The sequence below is a fragment of the Pilosibacter sp. YYHA0881 genome (assembly GCF_051602715.1).
In the GTDB taxonomy this organism is placed as follows: domain Bacteria; phylum Bacillota; class Clostridia; order Lachnospirales; family Lachnospiraceae; genus Alitiscatomonas; species Alitiscatomonas aceti.
This window is the reverse complement of record NZ_CP175657.1, coordinates 1052492-1077790: the sequence shown is the minus strand read 5'-3', so window position 1 is coordinate 1077790 and position 25299 is coordinate 1052492. Positions and strand designations below refer to the sequence as shown.

Below are 25299 nucleotides of genomic sequence, written 5' to 3'. Positions count from 1 at the left end.
CAGGGAATCTGGTATAATACGAATCTGATAAGAAAGGGGAATATCATGAAGAGTTTTGAGACACTGAACCCAATGCAGCAGCAGGCTGTTTTACATACAGAGGGTCCCCTCCTGGTACTGGCAGGAGCCGGATCCGGAAAAACGAGGGCATTGACCCACCGGGTCGCCTATCTGATCGAGGAAAAAAATGTGTCGCCCTGGAATATCCTGGCGATCACCTTTACGAATAAAGCGGCAGGAGAAATGCGGGAACGGGTCAACGGGCTGATCCCCCAGGGAGCGGACAGCGTATGGGTCAGCACCTTCCACTCGCTTTGCGTCCGGATCCTCAGACGTTTCATTGAAAATCTGGGGTACGAGTCCAGCTTCTCTATTTATGACACCGATGACCAGAAAACACTGATGAAGCAGATCTTTAAGGAACGGGAGATCAATGGAAAGCTGTATAAGGAGCGCGGAGTGCTGGGGATCATTTCTTCGGCCAAGAATGAGCTGGTCACGCCGGAGGAGTTTGCCCTGGAGAGTAAAAAGGACGGCTCTGCCCGCAGCCAGCAGATCGCGGAGCTATATAAGGAATACCAGGTGCGGCTGAAGAAGAATAATGCCCTGGATTTTGATGACCTTCTGGTGAAAACTGTGGAGCTTTTTGAATCCTGTCCGGAGGTTCTGGACTATTACCAGGAAAGATTCCGCTACATCATGGTAGACGAGTATCAGGATACCAATACGGCCCAGTTCAGGCTTGTGAGCCTGCTGGCCTCCAAATACAGGAATATCTGTGTAGTGGGAGATGATGACCAGTCCATTTACCGGTTCCGCGGAGCCAATATAAAGAATATACTGAGTTTTGAGGAGGCGTTTCCTGGCGCAAAGGTCATTAAGCTGGAACAGAATTACCGCTCCACAAAGACCATCCTGAGCGCGGCCAACGAGGTGATCCGTAATAATGAGGGGAGAAAGGATAAGACCCTCTGGACAGAAAATGAGATGGGAGAGAAAATCCGTGTAAAGCTGTTTGATACGGCATACGATGAAGCGGAGGGAATCGTTTCCGACATTATGAAAAGGGGAGGTTCCTGGAAGGATTCCGCCGTTCTTTACCGGACCAACGCCCAGTCCCGTATCCTGGAGGAGAAATTTGTCACCCATAATATCCCTTACCGGATGGTGGGCGGCGTGAATTTCTACCAGAGAAAGGAGATCAAGGACATCCTGGCGTATTTAAAGACCATTGCCAACGGGCGGGACGACCTGGCGGTTCAGAGGATCATCAATGTACCGAAGCGGGGGATCGGAGCCGTATCCATCGGAAAGGTAAACATGTATGCAGCTGAGCATGGGATGAATTTTTATGATGCGCTTTTAAGGATCGGGGCGGTGCCGGGCCTGGGAAAGGCTGCGCCCAAAATAGACCAGTTTACGGATGAGATCGGCCGTTTCCGGAAAAACTTAAAGGATGGAATGGCGATCCAGAATGTGATCACAGATATCCTGGAGTCCACAGGATATAAGGCGGAACTGATGGAGGAAGGCGAGGTGGAGGCAGAAACCCGTCTGGAAAACATCAGTGAGCTGTCCAATAAGGCTGTGGCGTACTGGGAGGACGCAGAGGAGCCGACCCTGGATGGATTTCTGGAAGAGGTGGCCCTGGTGGCGGACATCGACAGTATGGATGAATCTGAGGACCGGGTGGTACTGATGACGCTCCATTCGGCCAAGGGACTGGAATTCCCTTATGTATATATGAGCGGATTAGAAGACGGTCTGTTCCCCAGCAGCATGGCCATGTCAGAGGATCCCGAAGCTCTGGAGGAGGAGAGACGTCTGTGCTATGTGGGGATCACAAGGGCCGAGAAAACGCTTATGATGACAGGAGCAAGGCAGCGGATGGTCAAGGGAGAGACACGGTTTTCCAGACCCAGCCGTTTCCTGGCAGAGATTCCGGAGGAATATAAAGAAGAGGAGAGGCAGGAGGATTCTGTATATCAGAGATCCAGGAGGCTTTCTTCGGATGATCTGGAGGATCCGGGCCTTCCGTGGGCCAGATCGTCTGGGATCAGTATGTTTGGTCAGAATCCTTACGTTTCAAAAAAGAGTGGGATGCCATCGGCCCAGCCAGCCTTTGGAAAGGCATTTACAGTACAAAAGGCTGCTTCTCTGGATTATGCGGAGGGGGACCGGGTCCACCATGTGAAATTTGGCGATGGAACCGTAAAGCAGATCGCAGACGGTGGAAAGGATTATGAGGTAACAGTGGAATTTGATTCCATGGGTGTCAGAAAAATGTTTGCATCATTTGCCAGACTTCAGAAATTGTAAAAAAAGTTAAAAAACGGGATAGTAAAATAAAAACAATCATGTTATACTGTAAACATGAATGTGGATTTCTGATCTTAAGAAACCAGAAAGGATGTGCCATGATGAACAAGTTTGACTTTATGGGAAAAGATGCCGTCAGTAAGATGGAGGACCTGATGAATGTATCCAGATTAAATGAACTGCTTCATAAAAAGGAAGAAGAAGAGAAAAAGAAAAACTGTATCCTCTGGGTGCTGGCGATCTTTGGCGCAGTAGCGGCAGTGGCAGCCATTGCGTACGGTGTGTACCGTTTCTTTACACCGGATTATCTGGAGGACTTTGAGGACGACTTTGACGATGATTTTGACGACGATTTCTTTGAGGATGAGGACGAGGAGATGCCTGTCAGAAAAACAGAGGCAAAGGAAGAAAAGTCTGCGGAATAAGCAGGAGAGTACTGAAAAAAGGAGAGGCTGCGGCGATTGCCTGCAAGCCTCTTTTTAAGTATATAAGGAGGCACGGATGAAAAAGGGAGAGATTTATACAGGGATCGTGGAAAAGGTGGATTTTCCCAATAAAGGAATCCTTCATATAGAGGATGAAAAGGTGGTCGTAAAGAATGTACTGCCGGGACAGACCGTGGAGGTGGTCGTTACCAAGCAGAAAACGGGAAAGTGTGAGGCGCGGCTTTTAAACGTGGTCTCCAGGGCGGCCTGCGAGACTCCGGAAAGGGCCTGCGTACATGCAGCCGACTGCGGAGGCTGCTCTTACCAGACGCTTCCCTATGAGGAACAGTTAAAGCTGAAGGAGGAACAGGTAAAAGGACTTCTGGATGAGGTGATCCGTGGAGAGTACCAGTATGATGGGATCAAGGCAAGCCCTCTGACCAGCGGCTACCGGAACAAAATGGAGTTTTCCTTTGGGGACGAGGTAAAGGACGGCCCGCTGGCATTGGGAATGCATAAGCGCGGGAGCTTTTATGATATCGTGACCGTGGATCAGTGCCTTCTGGTCCACGAGGACTGCTGCAGGATCTTAAGAGCGACGCTGGACTACTTTAAGGAAAAAAATGTAAGCTTTTTAAAGAAAACGAGCCACCAGGGATATTTAAGACACCTTCTGGTCCGCCGGGGAATGAGGACCGGGGAGATCCTGGCGGATCTTGTGACCACGACGCAGACTGCGGATTCCTGGGCGGAAAAGGAGACCGAGGAGGAGCTTCTGGAGGGATGGAAGCAGATCCTTCTGGCACTGCCCCTTTCTGGCTCCTTTGCAGGGATCCTCCATACAAAAAATGACAGTCTGGCAGACGCCGTTCTCAATGATGGTACGGACGTGCTGTATGGACAGGACTATTTTTATGAGGAGCTTCTGGGACTGAAATTTAAGATCACTCCGTTTTCCTTCTTCCAGACCAATTCCCTGGGGGCGGAGGTGCTTTACGATACAGTGCGCCAGTACATAGGGGATACCAGCGGGCAAAAGGTGTTCGATCTTTACAGCGGCACTGGGACCATCGCCCAGATCCTGGCGCCGGTGGCGGAGCATGTGACCGGAGTGGAGATCGTAGAAGAAGCCGTGGAGGCGGCCAGAGAGAACGCTGCCCTCAACGGGCTTTCCAACTGTGATTTCATTGCAGGGGACGTTCTGAAGGTATTGGATACGCTGGAGGAGCAGCCGGATCTGATCGTCCTGGATCCGCCCAGGGATGGGATCCATCCCAAGGCGCTGCCGAAGATCATCCGCTATGGAGTAGACCGGATGGTGTACGTATCCTGTAAGCCTACCAGTCTGGCACGGGACCTGATCGTGCTGCAGGCCGGAGGATACCGGGTGGAGCGGATGGCGCTGGTGGATATGTTTCCGTTTACGGGGCATGTGGAGACGGTAGTTCTTTTGTCCCACAAAAAAGCCGACAGTTATATCCACATTGATGTGGAGTTTGGAGAGGGCGAGGGCAAGATTCCGGTAGATAGTATTGCTAAAAGAGCCGAAGCGTACAAGCCCAAAGAAAAAGTGACCTACAAAATGATTAAGGAGTACATAGAAGCGAAATACGGCTTCAAGGTACATACCGCATATATCGCAGAGGTAAAGCGAAATTTGGGATTGCCGATGTATGATGCTCCTAATGCGGTAGAAGAATTGAAACAGCCGAGGAAACATCCGACACCAGAAAAGGTAGAAGCAATCAAAGATGCACTTCGTTATTTTGCAGTGATATAAAACTTTACTTACAATCGAATATTTCTTACATAGCCGTTTATTCATTTATTTGAGTAAGCGGCTTTTTTCATCCCCTATTTTTCGGAATAGGGATATTTTTTGTAGAAGGAGGAGGTTTATTTGAACACACAGATCATCGCCATTGCCAACCAGAAAGGCGGCGTTGGCAAGACAACGACCTGTGCCAACTTGGGAATCGGGCTGGCGCAGGCCGGAAAGAAAGTCCTTCTGATCGACGGAGACCCACAAGGGAGCCTGACAATCAGCCTGGGAAATCCGCAACCGGACAAGTTGCCCTTTACCTTGTCCGACGCTATGGGTCGAATCTTGATGGATGAGCCGCTCCGTCCCGGCGAGGGTATCCTGCACCACTCAGAGGGCGTAGACCTGATGCCTGCGGACATCCAGTTATCCGGTATGGAGGTATCTCTGGTAAACGCCATGAGTCGTGAGACTATCTTGCGGCAATATCTGGACACGCTGAAGGGGCAATACTCCCATATCCTCATCGACTGCCAGCCCTCCCTGGGTATGCTCACAGTCAACGCACTGGCAGCTGCCAACAGGATCATAATTCCCGTTCAGGCAGAGTATCTGCCCGCCAAAGGGTTGGAACAGCTGCTCTCCACGGTAAACAAGGTAAAGCGGCAGATCAACCCCAAGCTCCAGATAGACGGTATCCTGCTGACGATGGTGGACAGCCGAACCAACTTTGCCAAAGAGATCTCCGCGCTCCTGCGTGAGACCTATGGCAGCAAGATCAAAGTATTCGGCACAGAGATTCCCCATTCTGTCCGGGCAAAGGAAATCAGCGCCGAGGGAAAAAGTATTTTTGCCCATGACCCTGGCGGCAAGGTGGCAGAGGGGTATCGAAATCTGACGAAGGAGGTGTTGAAACTTGAAAAGCAGCGCGAAAAAAATAGAGCTGGCCTCGGTAGATGATCTGTTCTCCACCGAAGAAGTCCGTCAAGATGCAAAACTGGAAAAGATTCAGGAGATTCCGCTGTCTGAACTGCATCCCTTTAAGAACCACCCATTCAAAGTCAAGGATGACGAAGCCATGATGGAGACCGCTGACAGTATCAAGCAGTATGGCGTTCTGGTTCCGGCGATTGCTCGACCGGACCCAGAGGGCGGTTATGAGCTGGTAGCCGGACACAGGCGGCACAGAGCCAGTGAACTGGCAGACAAGGAGACCATGCCAGTCATTGTTCGGGATTTGGATGATGATGCCGCCACGATCATTATGGTTGACAGCAATTTGCAACGAGAAAGCTTGCTCCCAAGTGAAAGAGCCTTTGCCTACAAGATGAAGCTGGACGCCATGAAACATCAGGGAGAGCGAGTTGATTTAACTTCGTCCCAAGTTGGGACGAAGTTGAGAGCCGATGAAATATTGGCTCAGCAGGCTGGTTCAAGCAGAAATCAAATTCAGCGCTATATCCGTCTGACAGAGTTGATTCCCGAACTGCTGGACATGGTGGATGAAAAGAAGATTGCCCTGAACCCTGCCTATGAGCTGTCCTTTCTCAAAAAGGAGGAACAGGTAGACCTGTTGGACGCAATGGACAGCGAACAGGCTACCCCTTCTCTTTCTCAAGCCCAGCGGCTCAAGAAATACAGTCAGGAGGGGCATCTGACCCTCGATATGATGCGTGTCATCATGGGTGAGGAAAAGAAAAGCGATCTGGACCGAGTGACATTTACCTCTGACACCTTGCGGAAGTATTTCCCTAAAAGCTATACGCCCCAGCGGATGCAGGAAACCATCATCAAGCTGCTGGAGGCATGGCAGAAAAAGCGTCAGAGAGACCAGGAACGATGAAAGGAGCCGCCTATGAGGGATATTTCAGCCCGTGAGCTGAAAGGACACAACATTCTCGCCGTAGAGAGGTTTGGGGATGACACACGCTGGATGATTGAGTTTTCCGTCCTGCGTCCCAGCGCAGCTTACGGCAGTCCCGGAGAGGAAATGCGGCTGTTTTTGACCGAGGACGGGTATCAGGCCGCTCTGCAAAGCCAGCAGCGCCGGGAGATCAAGATCAAGCGTTACGCTCGTGTGATTGAGGGACATATCCTCGATTTCAAACCGGGAAAACGCCGCCGCTCATAAACCCATACAACGAAAGGAAAGGAATGACTATGTGTACGGTAAAGGAAATTCAAGAAGCAATCCGGGAAGATTGCAAATCTCAGCATGACATGGATACAACGGATATTGACCGCGTGTTGCAAACACTTCCTTTCGCCCAGGAGGAGCCATTTGCAGAGGCGCGTCTTCAAAAGCCGCTGTTTTGGTTCTATGCAAGAAAATTTGAAAAGTGTTGAACACCGCAATTCTTTGGAATGAGGATTGCGGTTTTTTGTACCCAAAATTCGGAAGGAGTGAGGTCGATGGCCGTTTTTCGCATTGAACGGACCCGTGATTATACCGTGATGAGCAATCATCATTTACGAAATGCAAATCTGTCGTTAAAAGCCAAGGGGCTGCTTTCCATGATGCTGTCTTTGCCAGAGGACTGGAATTACACCACCCGTGGTCTTGCAAAGATTTGTAAGGAGGGCGTGGATGCCATAGGCGCTGCGTTGCGGGAATTGGAGGCTGCCGGTTACATTGTGCGGCACAAACTGCGTGACCGCCAGGGACGCATCAGTGATACGGAGTATGTCATATATGAGCAGCCACAGCCGAAGAACCCGGATACGCCCCAGCCGGATATGGCTTCACCAGATACGGAAAACCCGTATCTGGATAAACCGGATACGGAAAAGCCCGCAGAATTAAATATAGAGAAATCAAATACAGAAAAAACAATTACTTATGGATCAAGTACCGATTCTATTCCCTTCCGGGAGCCAGCGGCAGCACAGCTGCCGGAACGGAAAGGAAGGGATGCGATGTCTGTCTCAGAGATGGAAAGTTATCGGGATTTGATTCTGGAGAACATCGAGTATGACCACCTGTGCCGGGAGTTTACCACCTACCGGGAGGACCTGGACGAGATTGTGGAGCTGATGGTGGAGACTGTCTGCGCCAAGCGGAAAACCACCCGGATCGCTGGCAGTGACTTCCCCCATGAGGTGGTGCGCTCCCGTTTTTTGAAGCTGGACAGCGAGCATATCCGGTTTGTCATGGACAGCTTACAGAAAAACACCACCGAGGTCCGCAACATGAAGCAGTATCTGCTTGCGGTGCTGTTCAACGCGCCGACCACGATCAGCAACCACTACACTGCACAAGTCAACCACGATATGTATGCAGGCGGCTGGTAAACAGCCGCTTTTCTGCTGCCCGGATACACCGGGAGAAAGGATTTTGCCATGAAACGACCCCTTGCTTACATTACGGCTCCCTGGAGCAACAGCCAGTATGAGAACGCCGAGAACGCTGCGGCCTACTGCCGTCAGGTGTACGACGCCGGGTATTCGCCCATCTGCCCGGTGCTGTTCCTGCCCACCTTCCTCAAGGACGACATTCCCCAGGAACACAAGGACGGTCTGGATATGGCGCGGGACTACCTGCGCCGTTCCCATGTGCTGGTGGTCTGCGGCCACGGCATCGACGAGATCGTGAAGAATGACATTGCCACCGCCGAGCGCCTGCGGATTACCGCCACCACCCTGGACGGCATCCTGACCGTGAAGGGCCAGGGGCGTGGGAAAGGAGGTGCGCGCCATGCCTGAGCGTAAGACTGTGGGCCAGCTGATGGAGGAAATGCGCCTCAAGGCCGGGGCGCAGAACTACCACGGCCACGAATACGTGGATTTGCAACGGTTTGCCGAGGACACCCGGCACATGATTATTTTTGATGTGCTGACGAACGATTCCCCTGTTGGCTGGAAAGGCGAACGAACCCGCCTGTTCCTGTCGGATACCGGTTATGAAAAAGCACTGGATAGTCAGGAAAAGGGGCAGATTAAGATTTTGAGCCACGCAAAGGTGCGTCAGGGCAATCTGCACTATGACCGTACTGACCAGTTACGCTAAGGAGGGCGGTATGAAGCGTTATCTTCTGCGGCGGCTGGTGGTTCCGCCTTAGCAAAAATGAGATTCCCTGCAAACTTCGTGGAAAGGAGGCGTTGAAAATGCAGGAAGAAGTGGAAAACAGAACTTTGACGCTGGTTGTCAGTGGAACAAAGTTTACCGGCAGAATGTTTAAGGCTGCCATAAGCAAGTACATGGCACATCGAAAGGAAAAGAAGCTGGAAAAACAGAGAAGCCGTGATGCGCCGGTTGTTCCGCATGGAAAACAGACTGTGAAGCAGCTTGTCGGGCAGAATCAGGGAATATCCAACATTGAGATCACAGACCCCTCTATCAAGGAGTTTGAGAAAATCGCCCGGAAATATGGTGTGGATTATGCGGTGAAAAAGGACCGCAGCAGTTCTCCGCCAAAGTACCTGATTTTTTTCAAAGGCCGTGATGCAGATGCTCTGACAGCAGCTTTTACAGAGTACACCAACAAAAAAGTCAAAAAGGCAACGAAAACAGAGCGCTCGTCCGTACTGGCAAAACTTAACCAGTTCAAAGAGATGGTTAAAAATGCTGTGGTGGATCGCACCAAGCGAAAGGAGCTGGAACGATGAAAAAGACATTGGACATCAAAAAGCTCATTTTGCTGAATATGCCGTATATCCTGATGGGACTGTTTGCTACCAATTTTGGAGAGGCATGGCGAATGGCACAAGGGGCGGATGCTTCAGAAAAGTTTCTTTCGCTGATTGCGGTTCTGCCTGGGGCGCTGGAAAGTTTCTGGCCAAGCCTGCATCCATTGGACTTGTTGGTAGGGCTGTGCTGTGGAGGCAGTCTGAGGCTGGCGGTGTATCTTAAAAGCAAGAACGCCAAGAAATATCGACATGGTTTGGAATATGGTTCGGCCCGCTGGGGAACCCGTGAGGATATTGCACCTTACGTTGATCCTGTATTTCAGAACAATGTGATTCTGACGAAAACGGAGAGCCTGACCATGAACAGCCGCCCCAAGGACCCAAAGACCGCCAGAAACAAAAATGTGCTGGTGATCGGCGGCTCCGGTTCCGGTAAGACCCGCTTCTGGCTGAAACCCAACCTGATGCAGATGCACAGTTCCTATGTGGTCACAGACCCGAAGGGAACCATTTTGGTGGAGTGCGGAAAAATGCTCCAAAGGGGCGCACCCAAGTTGGGGAAAGACGGAAAGCCCATGAAGGATAAGCACGGCAAGATCATTTATGAGCCGTACCGAATCAAGATCCTGAATACCATCAACTTCAAGAAGTCCATGCACTATAACCCTTTCGCCTATATCCATAGCGAAAAGGACATCTTGAAGCTGGTAACAACGCTGATCGCCAACACCAAAGGCGAAGGCAAGGCCGGAGACGATTTCTGGGTAAAAGCAGAAACCTTGTTGTACTGCGCGCTTATTGGCTATATCCATTATGAGGCTCCGGTGGAGGAACAAAACTTCTCCACCCTCATTGAGTTCATCAACGCCATGGAGGTCCGGGAGGATGACGAGGAGTTCAAAAACCCCGTGGATCTGATGTTTGATGCACTGGAAACCGAGAAGCCAAACCACTTTGCGGTGCGCCAGTATAAGAAATATAAGATGGCCGCCGGAAAAACAGCCAAGTCGATTTTGATTTCCTGCGGCGCTCGCCTTGCTGTGTTCGACATTGCAGAGTTGCGTGAGGTCACGGCTTATGATGAGCTGGAGCTGGACACTCTGGGAGACAGGAAAACTGCCCTGTTCCTCATCATGAGTGATACGGACGATAGCTTTAACTTCCTAATCTCTATGTGCTACACCCAGCTGTTTAATCTGCTCTGCGAAAAGGCGGACGATGTGTATGGCGGCAGGCTTCCAGTCCATGTGCGCTGTCTCATTGATGAAGCCGCCAATATCGGGCAGATTCCTCGTCTGGAAAAGCTGGTGGCCACCATCCGAAGCCGTGAGATCTCCGCCTGTCTGGTGTTGCAGGCGCAGAGTCAGCTCAAGGCGATCTATAAGGATAACGCAGATACCATTATCGGAAACATGGATACTTCCATCTTCCTGGGCGGTAAAGAGCCGACTACCCTCAAAGAGCTGGCTGCCGTGCTGGGCAAGGAAACCATCGACACCTACAACACCGGAGAGAGCCGTGGCCGGGAAACTTCCCACTCTCTCAACTATCAAAAATTGGGGAAAGAGCTGATGAGCCAGGATGAGCTTGCTGTTATGGATGGCGGCAAGTGCATCTTGCAGCTGCGCGGTGTGCGCCCTTTTCTTTCGGATAAGTACGACATCACCAAGCACCCTAATTTCAAATACACAGCTGATGCAGACAAGCGAAATACCTTTGATATGGAAGCATTTTTGTCTGCCAGACTAAAACTCAAGCCTGATGAGGTCTGCGATGTATATGAAGTAGACACGGAGGGCGTGTAATACGGTTCCGCTGAGAAAGGAGTGATCGTATCTATTTGCCGCAACTGCCCTCTATGGGCCATTGGCGTACAAAGCGGACAATCGCAAGAAAAAATAATGAAAAAGGAGGACAGCCGGAATCATGCCCTCGGAAACCGGGCGGCAGATTGTTCCGGCTTTTGTATGCCTATGAAACATGACAAACCTATTTTTTAATCAGATTCCGGCTAACAAACTATATGGCATTTTTTGAACAGGCAATCACCGTTCTTCAGACCCTCGTTATCGCGCTCGGTGCCGGTCTCGGTATCTGGGGCGTTATCAACCTGCTGGAAGGTTACGGCAACGACAACCCCGGCGCCAATGCTCATGTACGGTAAAGTATCACAAGAAAATTATGTCGAATTGACAGCCGCCTCCGCTATACCGAATAAGGAAATAAAGAGTCCTCAAATTTTGCGCTACTAAATGAAGACGAGCGGAAGTAATCTCCCGCTCGTCAGTAAACTTAACTATGCCATATCAATCCCGCTTCTTTCCCGCCACCGGCACTAAGAACAGCGCGGGCAACAGCAGGAAAGCGGTACAGACCAGCCCCCAGGGTATGGACACCTGCTGGGCTACCAGCCCCACAATAGGCCCGCCGATGATCTGCCCGAAAGAGTCCAGCTGTCCGCTGGTGGAAAAGACTGTGGCGCGCATTTTCTCATCCACATGGTCGTTCATCCAGGCGGCCAGCACAGGCTCCTTGATGGTGCGCATAAGCCCCGCCAGCAGGAACACCAACAACATGAACCAAAAGCTCCGCCCCACCGCGAAGAGAACCAGGCACAGGATATACCCGGCGCTGGTGGACATGACCACACTGGTTCGGCTGACAGTCCCTTTTTTCTCCATGCGGGCGATGAGCAACTGAGAAGCCAGAATACCTAAGCCGTTGCCGATAAGACTGATAACACCGAACCAAGTGACGCTGTTCAGCGGCCCGATAACGGGTATTACCGTGTCATCCAGAAAATGAGCGGTGGAGAGCCGGTCAAAGCCTTCACTGGCAAGTCCCCCGCATAGTGTGATTGCTAAGAGCGCCAGCAACACAGGTGCGCCTTTCACAAAGCCCAGGTTGAGCTTGAACAGGCAGACAAAGTCTTTAAGCAAGCCCTGCCGTTCCTCAATAGCAGGGGAGAAGTTGGTTTCTGGCATGATGCGAACCATCACCAGCCCCAACAACAAGCACAAACTGCCCCCCAAGATGAGAGGCATTTGCAGGTTTATGTTTCCCAGCAGTGTGCCCAGCACCACGCCCAGAACGCTGCCGATTTGCCCCATTTGACTGCCCCGCAGGAACACCTTGTCTATGGGTTTGTCCTCTTCCTCCGAGGCAATCCACGCCTCCAGAGCGCCGGTGATGAAGGTATCACCGCAACCCCAGACAACCTGGGCCAGCAGAACCGGCGCGAACCACGGTAGCGCACCCTCCATCAGAAAGCCCAGGCCGTAGAGGAACATTCCAATCAGCACCGAGCGCCGACGGCTATACAAATCCGCCACCACACCGGTGGGCATCTCGAACAGAAAGCAGGAGGTCTCCAGAACCGTCCCTACCAGGACAAGCTGGAAAGCATCCAGCTGCACCACCTCCAGGTGGTACACGATGGAAAGCACTGTGGACATAGAAACCGCCAGGGAACAGACAAATCGGAACAGCAGGTAGACAGAATATGCCTTTGAATTTTTAGCAAACATGAAGTTACATTCTCCTAGTATAATAATGGTGTAGTCAAGAACGACTACTGGTTAATAGTTACAAAGTCCAATCTAATAAATCTATATAGATATAACGGAAGGAGGAGTTCCCCCTCCATCAGAAGTTATAGGACATATTTACCGTGTCTGAGGTTTCCTTAATGCACCAGACAAAATATAGAGGTATAATCACTGAAGGCAGGATCATTGACGTTTCCTCCTTGGGAGCCGGCCTTCTGGGATATTTCGCAATAGCCAGCAATGAACGCTTGCATTGCGCAAGACGTTACATTATCTTCTGAAACATATGCCGGATCTTGTCTAAACGGCTGTTCGGGCGGCGTGGCTGAAATACAGGCTCGCCGGAAGTTTCCTGATACCCTTTTAATTCTGTAATGCAGACACTTCTTCCATTTGTATAAAAATTCAGATCATTCCTATATTCACCGATACAACGGGCAGGGATTTCACCCTTAAAAATAACTTCATCTTTTTCAAGTCTGGTTGATTCAATGATTGCGCAATACTTTGGTGCATCATTATAAGCCCGTGAAAGATATTCCTGCGGTGCAAAAAGGGTAAAGGAAAGGTATGGTTCCAACAGTTGTGTCCCTGCTTTTTTCAATGCCTGCTCCAACACGACAGGCGCAAGAAAACGAAAATCAGCGGGGGTGCTGACCGGGCTGTAATAAACTCCATAATCAAAACAAATTTGGCAGTCTGTCACTCCCCAGCCATATAAGCCCTGCTCCATTCCATAACGCACACCCTCCATGACGGCATTTTGAAAACTTTGGTTTAAATAGCCGAGAGATACCTCGCTTTTATATTGTGTTCCGCTTCCAACAGGAAGCGGTGTTACAGTCAAACCAATAGATGCCCAAAACGGATTCGGCGGCACTTCAATATGAATCGTGCAGCTCGCTTTTTTTTGCGGTCTTTCCAGATAAATAACCGAAGGCTCTTTCATAGCCACGCCCACATGATATTTTTCTTCTAATAGCGAACAAATAACTTCTAACTGTACTTTTCCCAAAAAAGATAACATAATCTCATGGGTAACAGTATCAATGTCAAAATGCAAAAGAGGGTCTGTATCAGCAATCTCTGCGAGGGCATTTAACAGGGCTTCCCTTTGCTCCGGCTTTTGCGGCTCTACCGTTGTCCGAAGTAATGGCATGGGATTATCAATCCGTGTTTTGTGAGGCAGGAGTTTTTCATTTCCCAGGATATCGTTCAGTTTCAAAGTATCATCAGCTAAAATAACAATTTCTCCCGGACAGGCATGGTCAGCCGGGACGATTTCACCATTTGACGGAATACACATTTCTGTAATCTTTATTTTTTCCTTTTTTGACAGCAGCAGGGTATCCCGTAAATGGAGCGTCCCATGATACAGGCGTAAATAAGAAAGCCGTTTTTTCCGCTCTGTATACTCAACCTTAAAAACATATCCACATAATTCAGACTGAATATCGTCCGTTTCTGTAATGAAAGTTTCTATAATCGCTTCAATCAGTTTTTCTGTTCCTAAATTGTCTTTTGCACTCCCATGATAAACAGGAAACAAAGAGCAGCATCTGGTTCTTTTGCACTTTTCATATTGTAATTCCTGTATATCCAAAGAATCCTCTGCAACATATCGTTCTAATAGTTCATCGCTTCCGGAAATAATCATATCCCATTTGTCTAAATCAGAAATATCGGTCATGGTTATCTTTGGCGACAGGGAAACCTCCTGCATGACAATCATATCACTGGTAAGTTTATCTTTAATGCTTTGGTAAACACACTGCAGGTCGATCCCATTTTGGTCTATCTTATTTATAAAGATAATTGTCGGAATGTCCATTTTCTGAAGCGCATGGAATAATATACGGGTTTGTGCCTGTACGCCGTCTTTTGCTGAAATGACTAAAACAGCTCCGTCAAGGACAGATAAAGAGCGGTATGCTTCGGTTAAAAAATCCATATGACCGGGAGTGTCCACGATATTGATTTTATAATCATTCCAATAAAAAGAAGTAACCGCTGTCTGAATGGTAATTCCCCGTTGCCGTTCCAAAATCATAGTGTCTGTTCTTGTGGTCCCTTTATCCACGTTTCCCTGTTCCGCAATCGCTCCACTGGTGTATAGCAGACTTTCTGTCAATGTAGTTTTTCCTGCGTCTACATGGGCCAGAATGCCGATATTGATTATTTTCATGTGATTGTCCTCCCTTTACAGCCCCAAAGGGCATAAAAATCCCCAGCAGTAAAATACTTTTACCACTGGGGATTCTAATTTGCGGACATACACATATACAGCATACACCTATTTGTGATTGCTGTTTTTTGAATATGTCAAAATTGATAAGGCAAAAGTATTCTTAAATTGGGTACAAAAAACCAAGCCCCCACAAAAGGAGCTATCATAATTCTTTGTTCCCACTATTTGATTATAGTTTTATTTAAGAATACCTTGCCGCATATTTTTTACTCCTTTTCTGGAATGAAGCTATTATATCACATCAGTTTTAGGAAAGCAAGTACTTAAAAGAAATTTTTCTTCCCCTTATATGTAACAATCATACCGGCTTCCTGGTGTTCAGAATGGTTTCTGCTGTCTGCTGTGGTGTTTGATTGGAATTGTCCAGCCAAAAGCCGATCCGTGGTGTTGTCTGCATAAATGTATCGTATATTGATAAAATCAGCATCAGAGAGGAGGAACCATTTTGAACCAGAAACAGACGGATATTACAACAGGAAAGCAAATACGTCATCTGCGAACACAATCGGGAATGACACAGGAAGAACTGGCTGGGGAATTGAATGTTACCCGGCAGGCGCTATCGAATTGGGAGAGAGATGTTAATGAACCCGATTTAAATACGTTGAAAAAAATTTGTTTTCTTTTTGGAGTCCACATGGACGATTTTGCGAAGGAGGTAATAACAAAAATGGAAACATGTGAAAAAAAAGAGAAACGACAATTTAATAAGTATGATATGGCAATTGGACTTTTTTATGGTGTCGGGATATTTCTTGGCATTGGTATTTTCTTTGTTGGCGGTTTTATGACAATGTCGGGTGCAGGGTGGGGAGCATCACTATTTGGCGGTGGCTGTTTTTCTCTTGTATTTGGCTTGATATGCCATGCAGTTATTACATTGAGAAGAAATGACAAATGATGACATATCCTGCTTTCTAGACTTTTCGGTCATATCGCGTAAAAAAGCCGCTGCTTTTGGCTTTCCAATAGCGGCGGCAAAGGGAAATATCCTTTGAATACCTTACAGAAGAAAAGTTTTGCAGCATTATAAAAATAAAAGCCTATACCATTTTGGAAAGAAAAGATACATAATAGTCAAGACGGCAACAATCAGAAGTTATGGAGGGTAACAATGGAATATAGTAAGGAAGATTTAATGGAAGCAAAAAGGCAAATTTTGGGAGTGGGAGAGAACATGGGAACAGAGGAAAGTAAAAAAATCTGGGAGAAAAACGCACAATTTTGGGATAATGCAATGGGTGACAAATCTAATGAATTTCACAGAGAGGTAGTGCGTCCCAAAGTAACGGAACTTCTATCTCCTAATCCTGCGGATTACATTTTGGATATTGCGTGTGGCAATGGAAATTATTCTTCGTATCTTGCACAAAGAGGCGCTTCGATTGTCGCTTTTGATTACAGCAAAAAAATGATAGAATTGGCTAAAAGACGGCAATCACAATATGCAAAACAAATTGAATTTTGTGTAGCGGATGCGACCAATAGAGAAAGTATATTAGAATTAAAAAGAAATCGAGCCTTTACGAAAGCAGTTTCTAATATGGCAATTATGGATATTACGGATATTGAACCACTTCTTATGGCTGTTTATGAACTGTTGGAGGAAAGCGGAATTTTTGTCTTTGCAACGCAACACCCTTGTTTTATCACGTTGACTGAAAAATATATGACACCGCACAGTTACTATGGTATAGCGATTGAAGGGCAACCGGAGGAGCAGATTTATTATCATCGTTCCATACAAGATATTTTTAACCTTTGTTTTAGAGCTGGATTTGTCATTGATGGATTTTATGAAGAATGTTTCAAAAACAACAAAGAAATTCCTATGGTAATGATAGTAAGGCTTAAAAAGGTAAAACGTGATAGCTTAAAATAAATTCAAGTTTGCCGGATAAATAGCAAACCTGGCCGAGCCAGTCAACGGTCAAGATGAACGGGCTTCGCCCGCCGTTGACAGCCCCGCCCGGTTTTGCAGTTAGGCAGTCAAGGAGCGACAGCCTAAAGTGCTGCCGCCCCTTACTATCATAAAAAGCAACTACTAACCAGCCACAGCCCTTTTGGGAGGAAAGGGGGATTTTCCATGACCTGTACAGAAGAATATCGGGAACATATCGAGTACACTTTCCATGCCTTTTGCAAAGTCGTTATCCGAAATGCAACGATCAACGCAGCGAGGACACGGAGCAGGAAGCACAAAAGAGAAATATCCCTTGAATACCTCACAGACGAAAAGCACTACCCTTTAGGCACGACAGATGAATATTTCCAAGCCCCGGAGCCGGACGAGGAATACATACTTACCCTTTGCGGCGATACGGTCATTTTCAGCAGCGGCTTACTTGCGGAAGCCCTGTCACGGCTGGACGAACGGGAGCGGGAAATGATTTACCTGTCCTTTTTCAAGCGTATTCCACAGCACGAAATTGGCAGACAGTACGGGCGCAGCCGCAGCACAGCGGGCTACCATATCCGAAAAGTCCTACGGCAGCTCCAAGCGGAAATGGAGGGAATGGCATATGAGAAATAATAGGCTTCTCCCCTATGAAACAATCGTCCAAGCCACCAGCGGGGAGCCGGAAGCGGTGGGAACTGTATTGCAGTATTACCGCCGCCGCATACAATGTGCCGCCCGTGTGAATGGACGGGTAGACCAAGATACAGAGGACTACATCACCCAGACGCTTCTCACAGCTATTTTCAAGTTCCGCTTTGGGAGATAGCCCTACCGCCTACAACTGAATAACCGCCGCTTCGCCGGCAACCAGAAAGCAGTAAATCTATTCAACAGATTTGCTGCTTTTTTTCGTTCCTGTTTGGCATTTTTGAAAATCCCCAGTATGAAAAAACAAAAGGGAAAATTGCCGCCGCAGTTGGCAAAATCCCTTACTTATCCGTGGAGGGTATCAAAGAAAAAAATACTGCCATTGTCCGCCTTTTTCGGCTTGCGTGGTGTTGTAGGGAATAAGGGGAAATTCTAAAAATCTCCGTCCATTTTGCTTTGCGTGGTGTTGTAGGTAGTGAAAGGAAAATTTTCAAGATATGCCGGAATAGCGGGTAGCAAAGCCCTTTTGAAACGTCTTGTTAGCGGAAAGTACGGAAGCCGGGGAACGCCGGAGTTTTTCAGAGCAAGATTCTACCGCAGTACCAAAATTCGCTTATCGCTCATTTTGCCCCTGCGGGAATCTTGTTGGGGAGTGCCTTCCCCAAACCCTGCTTATGCGGCTTACGCCGCTGGAAAATCCCTCAAAATAATTTTTCGGATTTTTCAAAAACAGTTCCGCTTTACACCCTGTTTTTCTCCTATTAGTGAGAGGACACCACGCACAGCCGAAGGAGGTTTTACCATGCGAAAACGATATAACACGCCGCACCGCAGCCGGGTAGTCAAGACACGCATGACCGAGGAAGAATACGCCGAGTTTGCGGAAAGGCTTTCTGCTTACAACATGAGCCAAGCCGAGTTTATCCGGCAAGCCATAACCGGGGCAGCCATACGCCCCATCATAACCGTTTCCCCCGTCAATGACGAGTTGCTTGCCGCTGTCGGGAAGCTGACCGCCGAATACGGCAGGATCGGCGGCAACTTAAACCAGATAGCCCGGACGCTGAACGAGTGGCACAGCCCCTACCCGCAGCTTGCCGGGGAGGTACGGGCGGCGGTTTCCGACCTTGCTGCCCTAAAGTTTGAAGTCTTGCAGAAAGTGGGTGACGCTGTTGGCAACATTCAAACATATCAGCTCTAAAAATGCGGACTATGGCGCAGCGGAAGCCTATCTCACATTTGAGCATGACGAGTTTACCATGAAGCCCACCCTTGATGAAAACGGGCGGCTGATACCGAGGGAGGATTACCGCATTTCTTCCCTCAACTGTGGGGGCGAGGATTTCGCTGTTGCCTGTATGCGGGCTAATCTCCGCTATGAGAAAAACCAAAAACGGGAAGATGTGAAAAGCCACCACTATATCATCAGCTTTGACCCACGGGACGGGACAGACAACGGCTTGACCGTAGACCGGGCGCAGGAGCTGGGCGAGCAGTTCTGTAAAGAGCATTTCCCCGGACACCAAGCCTTAGTCTGCACCCACCCGGACGGGCATAACCACAGCGGCAATATCCATGTGCATATCGTCATCAACTCCCTGCGGATTTATGAAGTCCCGCTTCTGCCCTACATGGACAGACCAGCCGACACACGGGAGGGCTGCAAGCACCGCTGCACCAACGCCGCTATGGAATATTTCAAGAGTGAAGTCATGGAGATGTGCCACCGGGAGGGGCTTTACCAAATCGACCTCCTAAGCGGCAGCAAGGAACGGATAACCGAACGGGAATACTGGGCGGCAAAGAAAGGACAGCTTGCCCTTGATAAAGAGAACGCTGTCAGAGAAGCCGCAGGACAGCCGACCAAGCCCACCAAGTTTGAAACGGACAAGGCGAAGCTGCGCCGGACGATACGGCAGGCACTTTCCCAAGCTGGCAGCTTTGACGAATTTTCTTCCCTTTTGCTGCGGGAGGGTGTGACCGTCAAGGAGAGCCGGGGGCGGCTTTCCTACCTCACGCCGGACAGGACAAAGCCTATCACAGCCCGGAAGCTGGGGGACGATTTTGACAAGGCTGCTGTCCTTGTCCTGCTTACGCAGAACGCCCACAGAGCCGCCGAACAGAGCAAAGCCATACTCGAATACCCTGCCGCGGTTAAAAAGCTGTCACAAGGGGAAAAAACCACAAAAACCACCCCGGCAGACAACACCTTGCAGCGCATGGTTGACCGGGAAGCCAAGCGAGCCGAGGGCAAGGGCGTGGGCTATGACCGCTGGGCGGCAAAGCACAACCTAAAGCAAATGGCAGCTACCGTTACCGCCTATCAGCAGTACGGCTTTTCTTCCCCGGAGGAACTGGACGAAGCCTGTTCTGCCGCCTATACCGCCATGCGGGAAAGCCTTACAGAGCTGAAGCAGATGGAAAAGACGCTGAACGGGAAAAAGGAGCTGCAACGGCAGGTGCTTGCCTATTCCAAGACCCGCCCTGTCCGGGACGGGCTGAAACAGCAGAAAAACGCCAAAGCAAAAGCAGCCTACCGTCAGAAGTACGAAAGCGACTTTATCATAGCAGACGCAGCCGCCCGCTATTTCAGGGAAAACGGCATTTCCAAGCTGCCGAGCTATAAAGCCCTGCAAGCAGAGATTGAAACCCTTATCCAAGAGAAAAACAGCGGCTACAACGATTACCGGGCAAAACGGGAGGAATACCGCCGCTTACAGACTGTCAAGGGCAATATCGACCAGATTTTACACCGGGAGCGCAAGCCTGTGAAAAGGCAGGAACAGGAACGATAAAAACCGCCCCAAAATGTACCCGAACCTATACAGAACAAGGGGGCTGCCCCGTACCCTATCCGCAAATACCAAAGGATTTTTTAACGGGCTTATAGGGCAGAAAAAACCCGAAAATGATACCGAGATGATACAGAATTACCGCCGATACCGCCACACCAGCGGAAACGGCAGAAAGGAGTGCACCCATGCCAAGAATGAGCAAGAAACGGCGGCTGGAATGGTCTTTTTTCCTGCGGCAAGTGAAAGTCGGGAATTCCACCTGCGATCGTATCACATACAATGACCTCTGCCGGGGCTGTACCCATAGCTGCAAGCAGAGCTTCCGGGCGGTTATCATACTCTGCCCCCACTACTACTCCAAACGCCGGAAAAAGGAGGACAGGGACAATGGCAGATAACCGCAAGTATTACTACCTCAAGCTGAAAGAGAACTTTTTTGACAGCGACTCCATTGTGCTGCTGGAAGATATGAAAGACGGGATTTTATACTCCAATATCCTCTTGAAGCTGTACTTAAAATCGCTGAAAAACGGCGGGAAATTGCAGCTTGACGAGCATATCCCCTACACAGCGCAGATGATAGCGACACTGACCCGCCACCAGATAGGGACGGTTGAGAGGGCTTTAGAGATTTTCCGGCAGTTGGGGCTTGTGGAGCAGCTTGACAGCGGGGCTTTCTATATGACCGACATTGAGCTGATGATAGGACAGTCCTCTACCGAAGCCGAGCGGAAACGGGCTGCAAGACTGGAAAACAAGGCACTTTTACCGCCCCGGACAAAAGGCGGACATTTGTCCGACATTCGTCCACCAGAGATAGAGATAGAGTTAGAGAAAGAGATAGAGATAGAAAAAGAGAGAGAGGGAGAAACGGGACACCCCGCCCCCGCCGCTTATGGCAGATACAACAATGTGATACTGACCGATACAGAGCTTTCCGGGCTAAAAACAGAGTTGCCCGACAAGTGGGAGTATTATATTGACCGGCTTTCCTGCCATATCGCTTCCACCGGGAAACAGTACCACAGCCATGCAGCCACCATTTACAAGTGGGCGCAGGAGGACGCTGCCAAAGGCAAGGCTGCCCCGAAACAGGGCATACCCGATTATTCATGCAAGGAGGGCGAGAGCTTATGAAAAACGGAATTGAAGCTATGATTACGGACATTACAACCACTACCGCCGAAGCGGAGGACTACACAGGCGAGGACGGGCTTTTATACTGCGGCAAGTGCCATACGCCCAAAGAAGCCTACTTTGCAGAGGGAAAGACTTGTTTCGGGCGTGACCGCCACCCAACAGACTGCGACTGCCAGCGGGCAGCCCGTGAAAAGCAGCAAGCCGCCGAAAGCAGACAGAAGCACCTTGAAAAAGTGGAGGACTTGAAACGCCGGGGCTTTACCGACCCCGCTATGCGGAACTGGACATTTGAGCATGACAACGGCAGAAACCCGCAGACCGAAACCGCCCGCTTTTATGTTGAGAGCTGGGAAACCATGCAGGCTGAAAATATCGGCTACCTGTTCTGGGGCGGCGTGGGGACAGGAAAAAGCTACCTTGCCGCCTGTATCGCCAACGCCCTTATGGAAAAAGAGGTTGCCGTCTGCATGACAAACTTTGCAACAATACTCAATGACCTTGCCGCCAGCTTTGAGGGCAGGAATGAGTATATTTCCCGCCTTTGCAGCTACCCCCTGCTGATACTTGATGATTTCGGTATGGAGCGAGGGACAGAATACGGGCTGGAACAGGTTTATAGCGTGATTGACAGCCGTTACCGAAGCGGCAAGCCGCTGATCGCCACGACCAACCTCACGCTGGAGGAATTGCAGCACCCGCAGGACACGCCCCACGCCCGTATCTATGACAGGCTGACTTCCATGTGCGCCCCCGTCCGCTTCACGGGTAGCAACTTCCGAAAGGAAACCGCACAGGAAAAGCTGGAACGATTAAAGCAACTGATGAAGCAGCGAAAGGAGAGCCTATGACAGAAACCAAACAGACAAGCACCACCAAAACAGACCGCCGCCCGGACTGTGTAACGGAAATCCGCATGGGCAACTCCGTCCTTACCGTTTCCGGCTTCTTCAAGCAGGGCGCAACCGACACCGCAGCCGACAAGATGATGAAAGTGCTGGAAGCGGAAGCTGCTACACAAAAAACGGCGATTTGACCGACCATAAAGAAGCAGATTTGACGCTTTTGCTGCTATACAGACAGCCGCCCCATGTGGTACAATCAAGGTACGGAATAGTGGGGCTGGCTGTCGGAAACGGAGGATTTTATGTTAAGACAGACCAACCAACAACCAATTACCGCCCTTTACCCAAGACTTTCCCATGAGGACGAGCTGCAAGGCGAGAGCAATTCCATTTCCAATCAGAAGCGTATCCTTGAAACCTATGCAAAGCAGAACGGCTTTTCCAATCTGCGCTGGTACACGGACGACGGTTATTCTGGTGCGAACTTTCAAAGACCCGGTTTTCAAGCCATGCTTGCGGACATTGAAGCCGGAAAAGTCGGGACAGTTATCGTAAAGGATATGTCGAGGTTAGGGCGAAACTACCTGCAAGTGGGAATGTACACGGAAATGATTTTCCCACAGAAAGGTGTCCGCTTCATCGCTATCAATGACGGAGTGGACAGCGCACAGGGCGACAATGACTTTGCCCCGCTGCGGAATATCTTTAACGAATGGCTGGTGAGAGATACGAGCAAGAAAATCAAAGCAGTAAAACGCTCAAAAGGCATGAATGGCAAGCCCATCACAAGCAAGCCTGTGTATGGCTACCTCATGGACGAGGATGAAAATTTCATTATTGACGAGGAAGCTGCACCCGTAGTCAAGCAGATATACAACCTCTGTCTTGCCGGGAATGGTCCGACCAAGATAGCCCGTATGCTCACAGAGCAGCAAATCCCCACGCCGGGAACGCTTGAATACCGCAGGACGGGCAGCACCCGCCGCTACCACCCCGGCTATGAGTGCAAGTGGGCGACCAATACCGTAGTGCATATCCTTGAAAACCGGGAATACACAGGCTGTCTGGTAAATTTCAAGACAGAAAAACTTTCTTACAAAGTCAAGCACAGTGTAGAAAATCCCCCGGAAAAGCAAGTGATTTTCGAGAACCACCACGAGCCTATCATAGACACCCAAACATGGGAACGGGTGCAGGAGCTTCGCAAACAGCGCAAACGCCCAAACCGCTATGATGAAGTGGGTTTGTTCTCCGGCATACTGTTCTGTGCGGACTGCGGCAGTGTGATGTATCAGCAGCGATACCAGACGGACAAGCGCAAGCAGGACTGTTATATCTGCGGCAACTACAAGAAACGCACCCATGACTGTACGGCGCACTTTATCCGCACCGACCTCTTGACTGCTGGTGTACTCTCCAATCTGCGGAAAGTGACCAGCTATGCGGCAAAGCATGAAGCCCGGTTTATGAAGCTCTTGATTGAGCAGAACGAGGACGGGGGTAAGCGCAGGAACGCCGCCAAGAAAAAGGAACTGGAAGCCGCCGAGAAACGCATAGCCGAGTTATCCGCTATCTTCAAGCGGCTGTATGAGGACAGCGTGACCGGGCGCATATCAGACGAGCGTTTCACAGAGCTGTCGGCAGACTATGAAGCAGAGCAACGGGAACTGAAAGAAAAAGCCGCCGCTATCCAAGCGGAGCTTTCCAAAGCACAGGAAGCCACCGTGAACGCAGAAAAGTTTATGAATGTTGTCCGGCGGCATACCAGCTTTGAAGAACTTACCCCTACTCTGCTGCGGGAGTTTGTAGAGAAAATCGTTGTGCATGAGTGCAGCTATGACGAGAACAAGACCCGCAGACAGGACATTGAGATTTATTATTCTTTTGTTGGCAAGGTGGACTTGCCCGAATAACCGCCCGACCTATCCGACACAATGCGCAAGTGCCGGATAGGAACGGCAAAATTTTTTACACTTCTATTACTTCTTTATCGCACATCAGTAAAGAGCCAGGGCATGAAGCAGCTCATGGCCGGTGCTGGTGTAGCCGTGGTAGGCATGGTCCTTGTACCTCTGCTCTCCGGGCTTTTCTCTGTCTAAGCGTCTCCGTATGAAATCCTTGCCGCTCCCGCAGCTCTGCGGGGGCGGCGGAAAGGAGGTTGACACCGTATGGATTTCTTACTTGAAGCCCTGACGAATTGGCTGAAAGAAATGCTGGTGGGCGGTATTATGAGCAACCTTTCGGGGATGTTTGACAGTGTAAACCAACAGGTCGCGGATATATCCGTACAGGTAGGACAGACCCCACAGGGATGGAATGGCAGTATTTTCAATATGATTGAGAATCTGTCAAACTCCATCATGGTGCCGATTGCAGGTGTGATCCTGGCTATCGTGATGACCGTAGACCTGATCCAGATGATTGCAGACAAGAACAACCTGCATGATGTGGATACCTGGATGATTTTCAAGTGGGTGTTCAAATCAGCTGCCGCCATCCTCATTGTCACAAACACATGGAATATCGTGATGGGCGTCTTTGATATGGCGCAGAGCGTGGTGGCGCAGGCGGCAGGGATTATCAATTCGGATGCGTCCATTGACATTTCCTCAGTTATGACCGATCTGGAACCGAGGCTGATGGAAATGGATTTGGGACCGCTGTTCGGACTGTGGTTCCAATCCCTCTTTATTGGCATTACCATGTGGGCGTTGTATATCTGTATCTTTATCGTTATTTATGGCCGTATGATCGAGATCTACCTTGTAACTTCGGTGGCTCCCGTTCCAATGGCTGCAATGATGGGCAAAGAATGGGGCGGTATGGGCCAGAATTACCTCCGATCCCTGCTGGCGCTGGGCTTTCAGGCGTTTCTCATTATCGTCTGCGTGGCAATTTATGCTGTGCTGGTGCAGAACATCGCTCTGGAAGATGACATCATCATGGCAATCTGGAGCTGCGTGGGCTACACCGTACTGCTATGTTTTACGCTGTTCAAAACCGGCAGTCTCGCCAAATCAGTCTTTCAGGCGCACTAAAACGGAAG

Annotated in this window: 27 protein-coding genes and 1 pseudogene; 26 read left to right on the top strand and 2 right to left on the bottom strand. The window is 49.6% G+C overall.

Translation table 11 applies throughout. The features are described from left to right. The first annotated feature begins 45 nt into the window (after positions 1-45). The 13 genes from pcrA to ACI6NM_RS05085 all read left to right on the top strand — a co-directional run bounded on the left by pcrA (position 46) and on the right by ACI6NM_RS05085 (position 11296). On the top strand, positions 46-2319 hold the full coding sequence (gene pcrA / locus ACI6NM_RS05145; RefSeq protein ID WP_262427976.1) for a DNA helicase PcrA: 2274 nt from the start codon (positions 46-48) through the stop codon (positions 2317-2319). 101 nt (positions 2320-2420) lie between these two features. After that, a complete protein-coding gene (locus tag ACI6NM_RS05140) occupies positions 2421-2744 on the top strand; it encodes a DUF4366 domain-containing protein (protein WP_215654354.1) in 324 nt (107 codons plus the stop codon). A 76-nt stretch (positions 2745-2820) separates the two neighbouring features. Further along, the gene (rlmD, locus tag ACI6NM_RS05135; RefSeq protein WP_438501070.1) at positions 2821-4524 is read left to right on the top strand and encodes a 23S rRNA (uracil(1939)-C(5))-methyltransferase RlmD; all 1704 of its coding nucleotides are present in this window, start codon (positions 2821-2823) and stop codon (positions 4522-4524) included. 120 nt (positions 4525-4644) lie between these two features. Continuing rightward, positions 4645-5466 carry a ParA family protein gene (locus ACI6NM_RS05130; protein ID WP_117470653.1) on the top strand — a complete coding sequence of 274 codons (822 nt, stop codon included), beginning with the start codon at positions 4645-4647 and terminating at the stop codon, positions 5464-5466. Beyond that, positions 5423-6349, top strand: coding sequence for a ParB/RepB/Spo0J family partition protein (locus ACI6NM_RS05125; RefSeq protein ID WP_438501069.1), 927 nt, complete (start codon positions 5423-5425; stop codon positions 6347-6349). Before ACI6NM_RS05130 ends, ACI6NM_RS05125 begins: the two co-directional genes overlap by 44 nt. 12 nt (positions 6350-6361) lie before the next feature. Continuing rightward, a complete protein-coding gene (locus ACI6NM_RS05120) occupies positions 6362-6637 on the top strand; it encodes a DUF5720 family protein (RefSeq protein WP_438501068.1) in 276 nt (91 codons plus the stop codon). A 23-nt stretch (positions 6638-6660) separates the two neighbouring features. Further along, on the top strand, positions 6661-6852 hold the full coding sequence (locus tag ACI6NM_RS05115) for a hypothetical protein (RefSeq protein WP_438501067.1): 192 nt from the start codon (positions 6661-6663) through the stop codon (positions 6850-6852). 66 nt (positions 6853-6918) lie between these two features. Then, positions 6919-7797 (top strand): DUF6017 domain-containing protein, encoded by an 879-nt coding sequence (locus ACI6NM_RS05110; RefSeq protein WP_040462775.1) that lies wholly within the window; start codon positions 6919-6921, stop codon positions 7795-7797. Between the two features lie 48 nt (positions 7798-7845). Beyond that, positions 7846-8208, top strand: coding sequence for a DUF7768 domain-containing protein (locus ACI6NM_RS05105; RefSeq protein ID WP_118257626.1), 363 nt, complete (start codon positions 7846-7848; stop codon positions 8206-8208). Continuing rightward, complete coding sequence (locus ACI6NM_RS05100; protein ID WP_438501066.1) at positions 8201-8512, top strand: DUF5720 family protein; 312 nt, start codon at positions 8201-8203, stop codon at positions 8510-8512. Before ACI6NM_RS05105 ends, ACI6NM_RS05100 begins: the two co-directional genes overlap by 8 nt. Positions 8513-8610: 98 nt before the next feature. Continuing rightward, positions 8611-9111 carry a PcfB family protein gene (locus ACI6NM_RS05095; RefSeq protein WP_004797477.1) on the top strand — a complete coding sequence of 167 codons (501 nt, stop codon included), beginning with the start codon at positions 8611-8613 and terminating at the stop codon, positions 9109-9111. Next, positions 9108-10937, top strand: a complete 1830-nt coding sequence (locus ACI6NM_RS05090) for a VirD4-like conjugal transfer protein, CD1115 family (RefSeq protein WP_438501065.1) — start codon at positions 9108-9110, stop codon at positions 10935-10937. Before ACI6NM_RS05095 ends, ACI6NM_RS05090 begins: the two co-directional genes overlap by 4 nt. A 218-nt stretch (positions 10938-11155) precedes the next feature. Beyond that, positions 11156-11296 carry a Maff2 family mobile element protein gene (locus tag ACI6NM_RS05085; RefSeq protein WP_007037419.1) on the top strand — a complete coding sequence of 47 codons (141 nt, stop codon included), beginning with the start codon at positions 11156-11158 and terminating at the stop codon, positions 11294-11296. A gap of 142 nt (positions 11297-11438) precedes the next feature. Here ACI6NM_RS05085 and tet(40) read toward each other — a convergent pair whose 3' ends face one another. Continuing rightward, entirely contained in the window at positions 11439-12659 is a 1221-nt protein-coding gene (gene tet(40) / locus ACI6NM_RS05080) for a tetracycline efflux MFS transporter Tet(40) (protein WP_118583081.1), read from the bottom strand. 286 nt (positions 12660-12945) lie between these two features. Beyond that, positions 12946-14865 carry a tetracycline resistance ribosomal protection protein Tet(32) gene (gene tet(32), locus ACI6NM_RS05075; protein ID WP_003505402.1) on the bottom strand — a complete coding sequence of 640 codons (1920 nt, stop codon included), beginning with the start codon at positions 14863-14865 and terminating at the stop codon, positions 12946-12948. A 508-nt stretch (positions 14866-15373) separates the two neighbouring features. Here tet(32) and ACI6NM_RS05070 point away from each other — a divergent pair. The 13 genes and pseudogenes from ACI6NM_RS05070 to ACI6NM_RS05010 all read left to right on the top strand — a co-directional run bounded on the left by ACI6NM_RS05070 (position 15374) and on the right by ACI6NM_RS05010 (position 25291). Beyond that, the gene (locus ACI6NM_RS05070; RefSeq protein WP_003505401.1) at positions 15374-15829 is read left to right on the top strand and encodes an XRE family transcriptional regulator; all 456 of its coding nucleotides are present in this window, start codon (positions 15374-15376) and stop codon (positions 15827-15829) included. 213 nt (positions 15830-16042) lie between these two features. Beyond that, the gene (locus tag ACI6NM_RS05065; RefSeq protein WP_003505400.1) at positions 16043-16810 is read left to right on the top strand and encodes a class I SAM-dependent methyltransferase; all 768 of its coding nucleotides are present in this window, start codon (positions 16043-16045) and stop codon (positions 16808-16810) included. A gap of 204 nt (positions 16811-17014) precedes the next feature. Further along, the gene (locus ACI6NM_RS05060) at positions 17015-17461 is read left to right on the top strand and encodes an RNA polymerase sigma factor (protein ID WP_003505338.1); all 447 of its coding nucleotides are present in this window, start codon (positions 17015-17017) and stop codon (positions 17459-17461) included. Beyond that, positions 17451-17654: a helix-turn-helix domain-containing protein gene (locus ACI6NM_RS05055; protein ID WP_003505336.1), complete on the top strand. Its 204-nt coding sequence runs from the start codon at positions 17451-17453 to the stop codon at positions 17652-17654. The genes ACI6NM_RS05060 and ACI6NM_RS05055 overlap by 11 nt, the downstream gene beginning before the upstream one ends. 624 nt (positions 17655-18278) lie before the next feature. Continuing rightward, positions 18279-18677, top strand: coding sequence for a plasmid mobilization protein (locus ACI6NM_RS05050; protein ID WP_002569238.1), 399 nt, complete (start codon positions 18279-18281; stop codon positions 18675-18677). Continuing rightward, entirely contained in the window at positions 18649-20271 is a 1623-nt protein-coding gene (locus ACI6NM_RS05045) for a relaxase/mobilization nuclease domain-containing protein (RefSeq protein ID WP_002569237.1), read from the top strand. Before ACI6NM_RS05050 ends, ACI6NM_RS05045 begins: the two co-directional genes overlap by 29 nt. A gap of 185 nt (positions 20272-20456) precedes the next feature. Further along, on the top strand, positions 20457-20669 hold the full coding sequence (locus tag ACI6NM_RS05040) for a hypothetical protein (protein WP_002569236.1): 213 nt from the start codon (positions 20457-20459) through the stop codon (positions 20667-20669). Further along, positions 20659-21408 (top strand): phage replisome organizer N-terminal domain-containing protein, encoded by a 750-nt coding sequence (locus ACI6NM_RS05035; protein WP_002569235.1) that lies wholly within the window; start codon positions 20659-20661, stop codon positions 21406-21408. Before ACI6NM_RS05040 ends, ACI6NM_RS05035 begins: the two co-directional genes overlap by 11 nt. Then, positions 21405-22259 (top strand): ATP-binding protein, encoded by an 855-nt coding sequence (locus ACI6NM_RS05030; RefSeq protein ID WP_118583123.1) that lies wholly within the window; start codon positions 21405-21407, stop codon positions 22257-22259. The genes ACI6NM_RS05035 and ACI6NM_RS05030 overlap by 4 nt, the downstream gene beginning before the upstream one ends. Next, positions 22256-22444, top strand: a complete 189-nt coding sequence (locus ACI6NM_RS05025; protein ID WP_002569233.1) for a transposon-encoded TnpW family protein — start codon at positions 22256-22258, stop codon at positions 22442-22444. The genes ACI6NM_RS05030 and ACI6NM_RS05025 overlap by 4 nt, the downstream gene beginning before the upstream one ends. A gap of 111 nt (positions 22445-22555) precedes the next feature. Then, positions 22556-24166: a recombinase family protein gene (locus ACI6NM_RS05020; protein WP_118584236.1), complete on the top strand. Its 1611-nt coding sequence runs from the start codon at positions 22556-22558 to the stop codon at positions 24164-24166. Between the two features lie 90 nt (positions 24167-24256). Next, a pseudogene (locus tag ACI6NM_RS05015) lies at positions 24257-24352 on the top strand (Maff2 family protein); the annotation flags it as partial. A gap of 69 nt (positions 24353-24421) precedes the next feature. Then, positions 24422-25291: a VirB6/TrbL-like conjugal transfer protein, CD1112 family gene (locus ACI6NM_RS05010; RefSeq protein WP_002576236.1), complete on the top strand. Its 870-nt coding sequence runs from the start codon at positions 24422-24424 to the stop codon at positions 25289-25291. Positions 25292-25299 lie beyond the last annotated feature (8 nt).

What these genes read in the sequence shown, in the direction of transcription:
- ACI6NM_RS05030 (WP_118583123.1), top strand. Translation starts at nt 21,405, where the DNA reads ATGAAAAACGGAATTGAAGCTATGATTACGGACATTACAACCACTACC.
- rlmD (WP_438501070.1), top strand. Translation starts at nt 2,821, where the DNA reads ATGAAAAAGGGAGAGATTTATACAGGGATCGTGGAAAAGGTGGATTTT.
- ACI6NM_RS05085 (WP_007037419.1), top strand. Translation starts at nt 11,156, where the DNA reads ATGGCATTTTTTGAACAGGCAATCACCGTTCTTCAGACCCTCGTTATC.
- ACI6NM_RS05090 (WP_438501065.1), top strand. Translation starts at nt 9,108, where the DNA reads ATGAAAAAGACATTGGACATCAAAAAGCTCATTTTGCTGAATATGCCG.
- ACI6NM_RS05115 (WP_438501067.1), top strand. Translation starts at nt 6,661, where the DNA reads ATGACTATGTGTACGGTAAAGGAAATTCAAGAAGCAATCCGGGAAGAT.
- ACI6NM_RS05050 (WP_002569238.1), top strand. Translation starts at nt 18,279, where the DNA reads ATGCGAAAACGATATAACACGCCGCACCGCAGCCGGGTAGTCAAGACA.
- ACI6NM_RS05140 (WP_215654354.1), top strand. Translation starts at nt 2,421, where the DNA reads ATGAACAAGTTTGACTTTATGGGAAAAGATGCCGTCAGTAAGATGGAG.
- ACI6NM_RS05035 (WP_002569235.1), top strand. Translation starts at nt 20,659, where the DNA reads ATGGCAGATAACCGCAAGTATTACTACCTCAAGCTGAAAGAGAACTTT.
- ACI6NM_RS05060 (WP_003505338.1), top strand. Translation starts at nt 17,015, where the DNA reads ATGACCTGTACAGAAGAATATCGGGAACATATCGAGTACACTTTCCAT.
- ACI6NM_RS05110 (WP_040462775.1), top strand. Translation starts at nt 6,919, where the DNA reads ATGGCCGTTTTTCGCATTGAACGGACCCGTGATTATACCGTGATGAGC.
- ACI6NM_RS05025 (WP_002569233.1), top strand. Translation starts at nt 22,256, where the DNA reads ATGACAGAAACCAAACAGACAAGCACCACCAAAACAGACCGCCGCCCG.
- pcrA (WP_262427976.1), top strand. Translation starts at nt 46, where the DNA reads ATGAAGAGTTTTGAGACACTGAACCCAATGCAGCAGCAGGCTGTTTTA.
- ACI6NM_RS05095 (WP_004797477.1), top strand. Translation starts at nt 8,611, where the DNA reads ATGCAGGAAGAAGTGGAAAACAGAACTTTGACGCTGGTTGTCAGTGGA.
- ACI6NM_RS05065 (WP_003505400.1), top strand. Translation starts at nt 16,043, where the DNA reads ATGGAATATAGTAAGGAAGATTTAATGGAAGCAAAAAGGCAAATTTTG.
- ACI6NM_RS05040 (WP_002569236.1), top strand. Translation starts at nt 20,457, where the DNA reads ATGCCAAGAATGAGCAAGAAACGGCGGCTGGAATGGTCTTTTTTCCTG.
- ACI6NM_RS05055 (WP_003505336.1), top strand. Translation starts at nt 17,451, where the DNA reads ATGAGAAATAATAGGCTTCTCCCCTATGAAACAATCGTCCAAGCCACC.
- ACI6NM_RS05105 (WP_118257626.1), top strand. Translation starts at nt 7,846, where the DNA reads ATGAAACGACCCCTTGCTTACATTACGGCTCCCTGGAGCAACAGCCAG.
- ACI6NM_RS05100 (WP_438501066.1), top strand. Translation starts at nt 8,201, where the DNA reads ATGCCTGAGCGTAAGACTGTGGGCCAGCTGATGGAGGAAATGCGCCTC.
- ACI6NM_RS05020 (WP_118584236.1), top strand. Translation starts at nt 22,556, where the DNA reads ATGTTAAGACAGACCAACCAACAACCAATTACCGCCCTTTACCCAAGA.
- ACI6NM_RS05010 (WP_002576236.1), top strand. Translation starts at nt 24,422, where the DNA reads ATGGATTTCTTACTTGAAGCCCTGACGAATTGGCTGAAAGAAATGCTG.
- ACI6NM_RS05120 (WP_438501068.1), top strand. Translation starts at nt 6,362, where the DNA reads ATGAGGGATATTTCAGCCCGTGAGCTGAAAGGACACAACATTCTCGCC.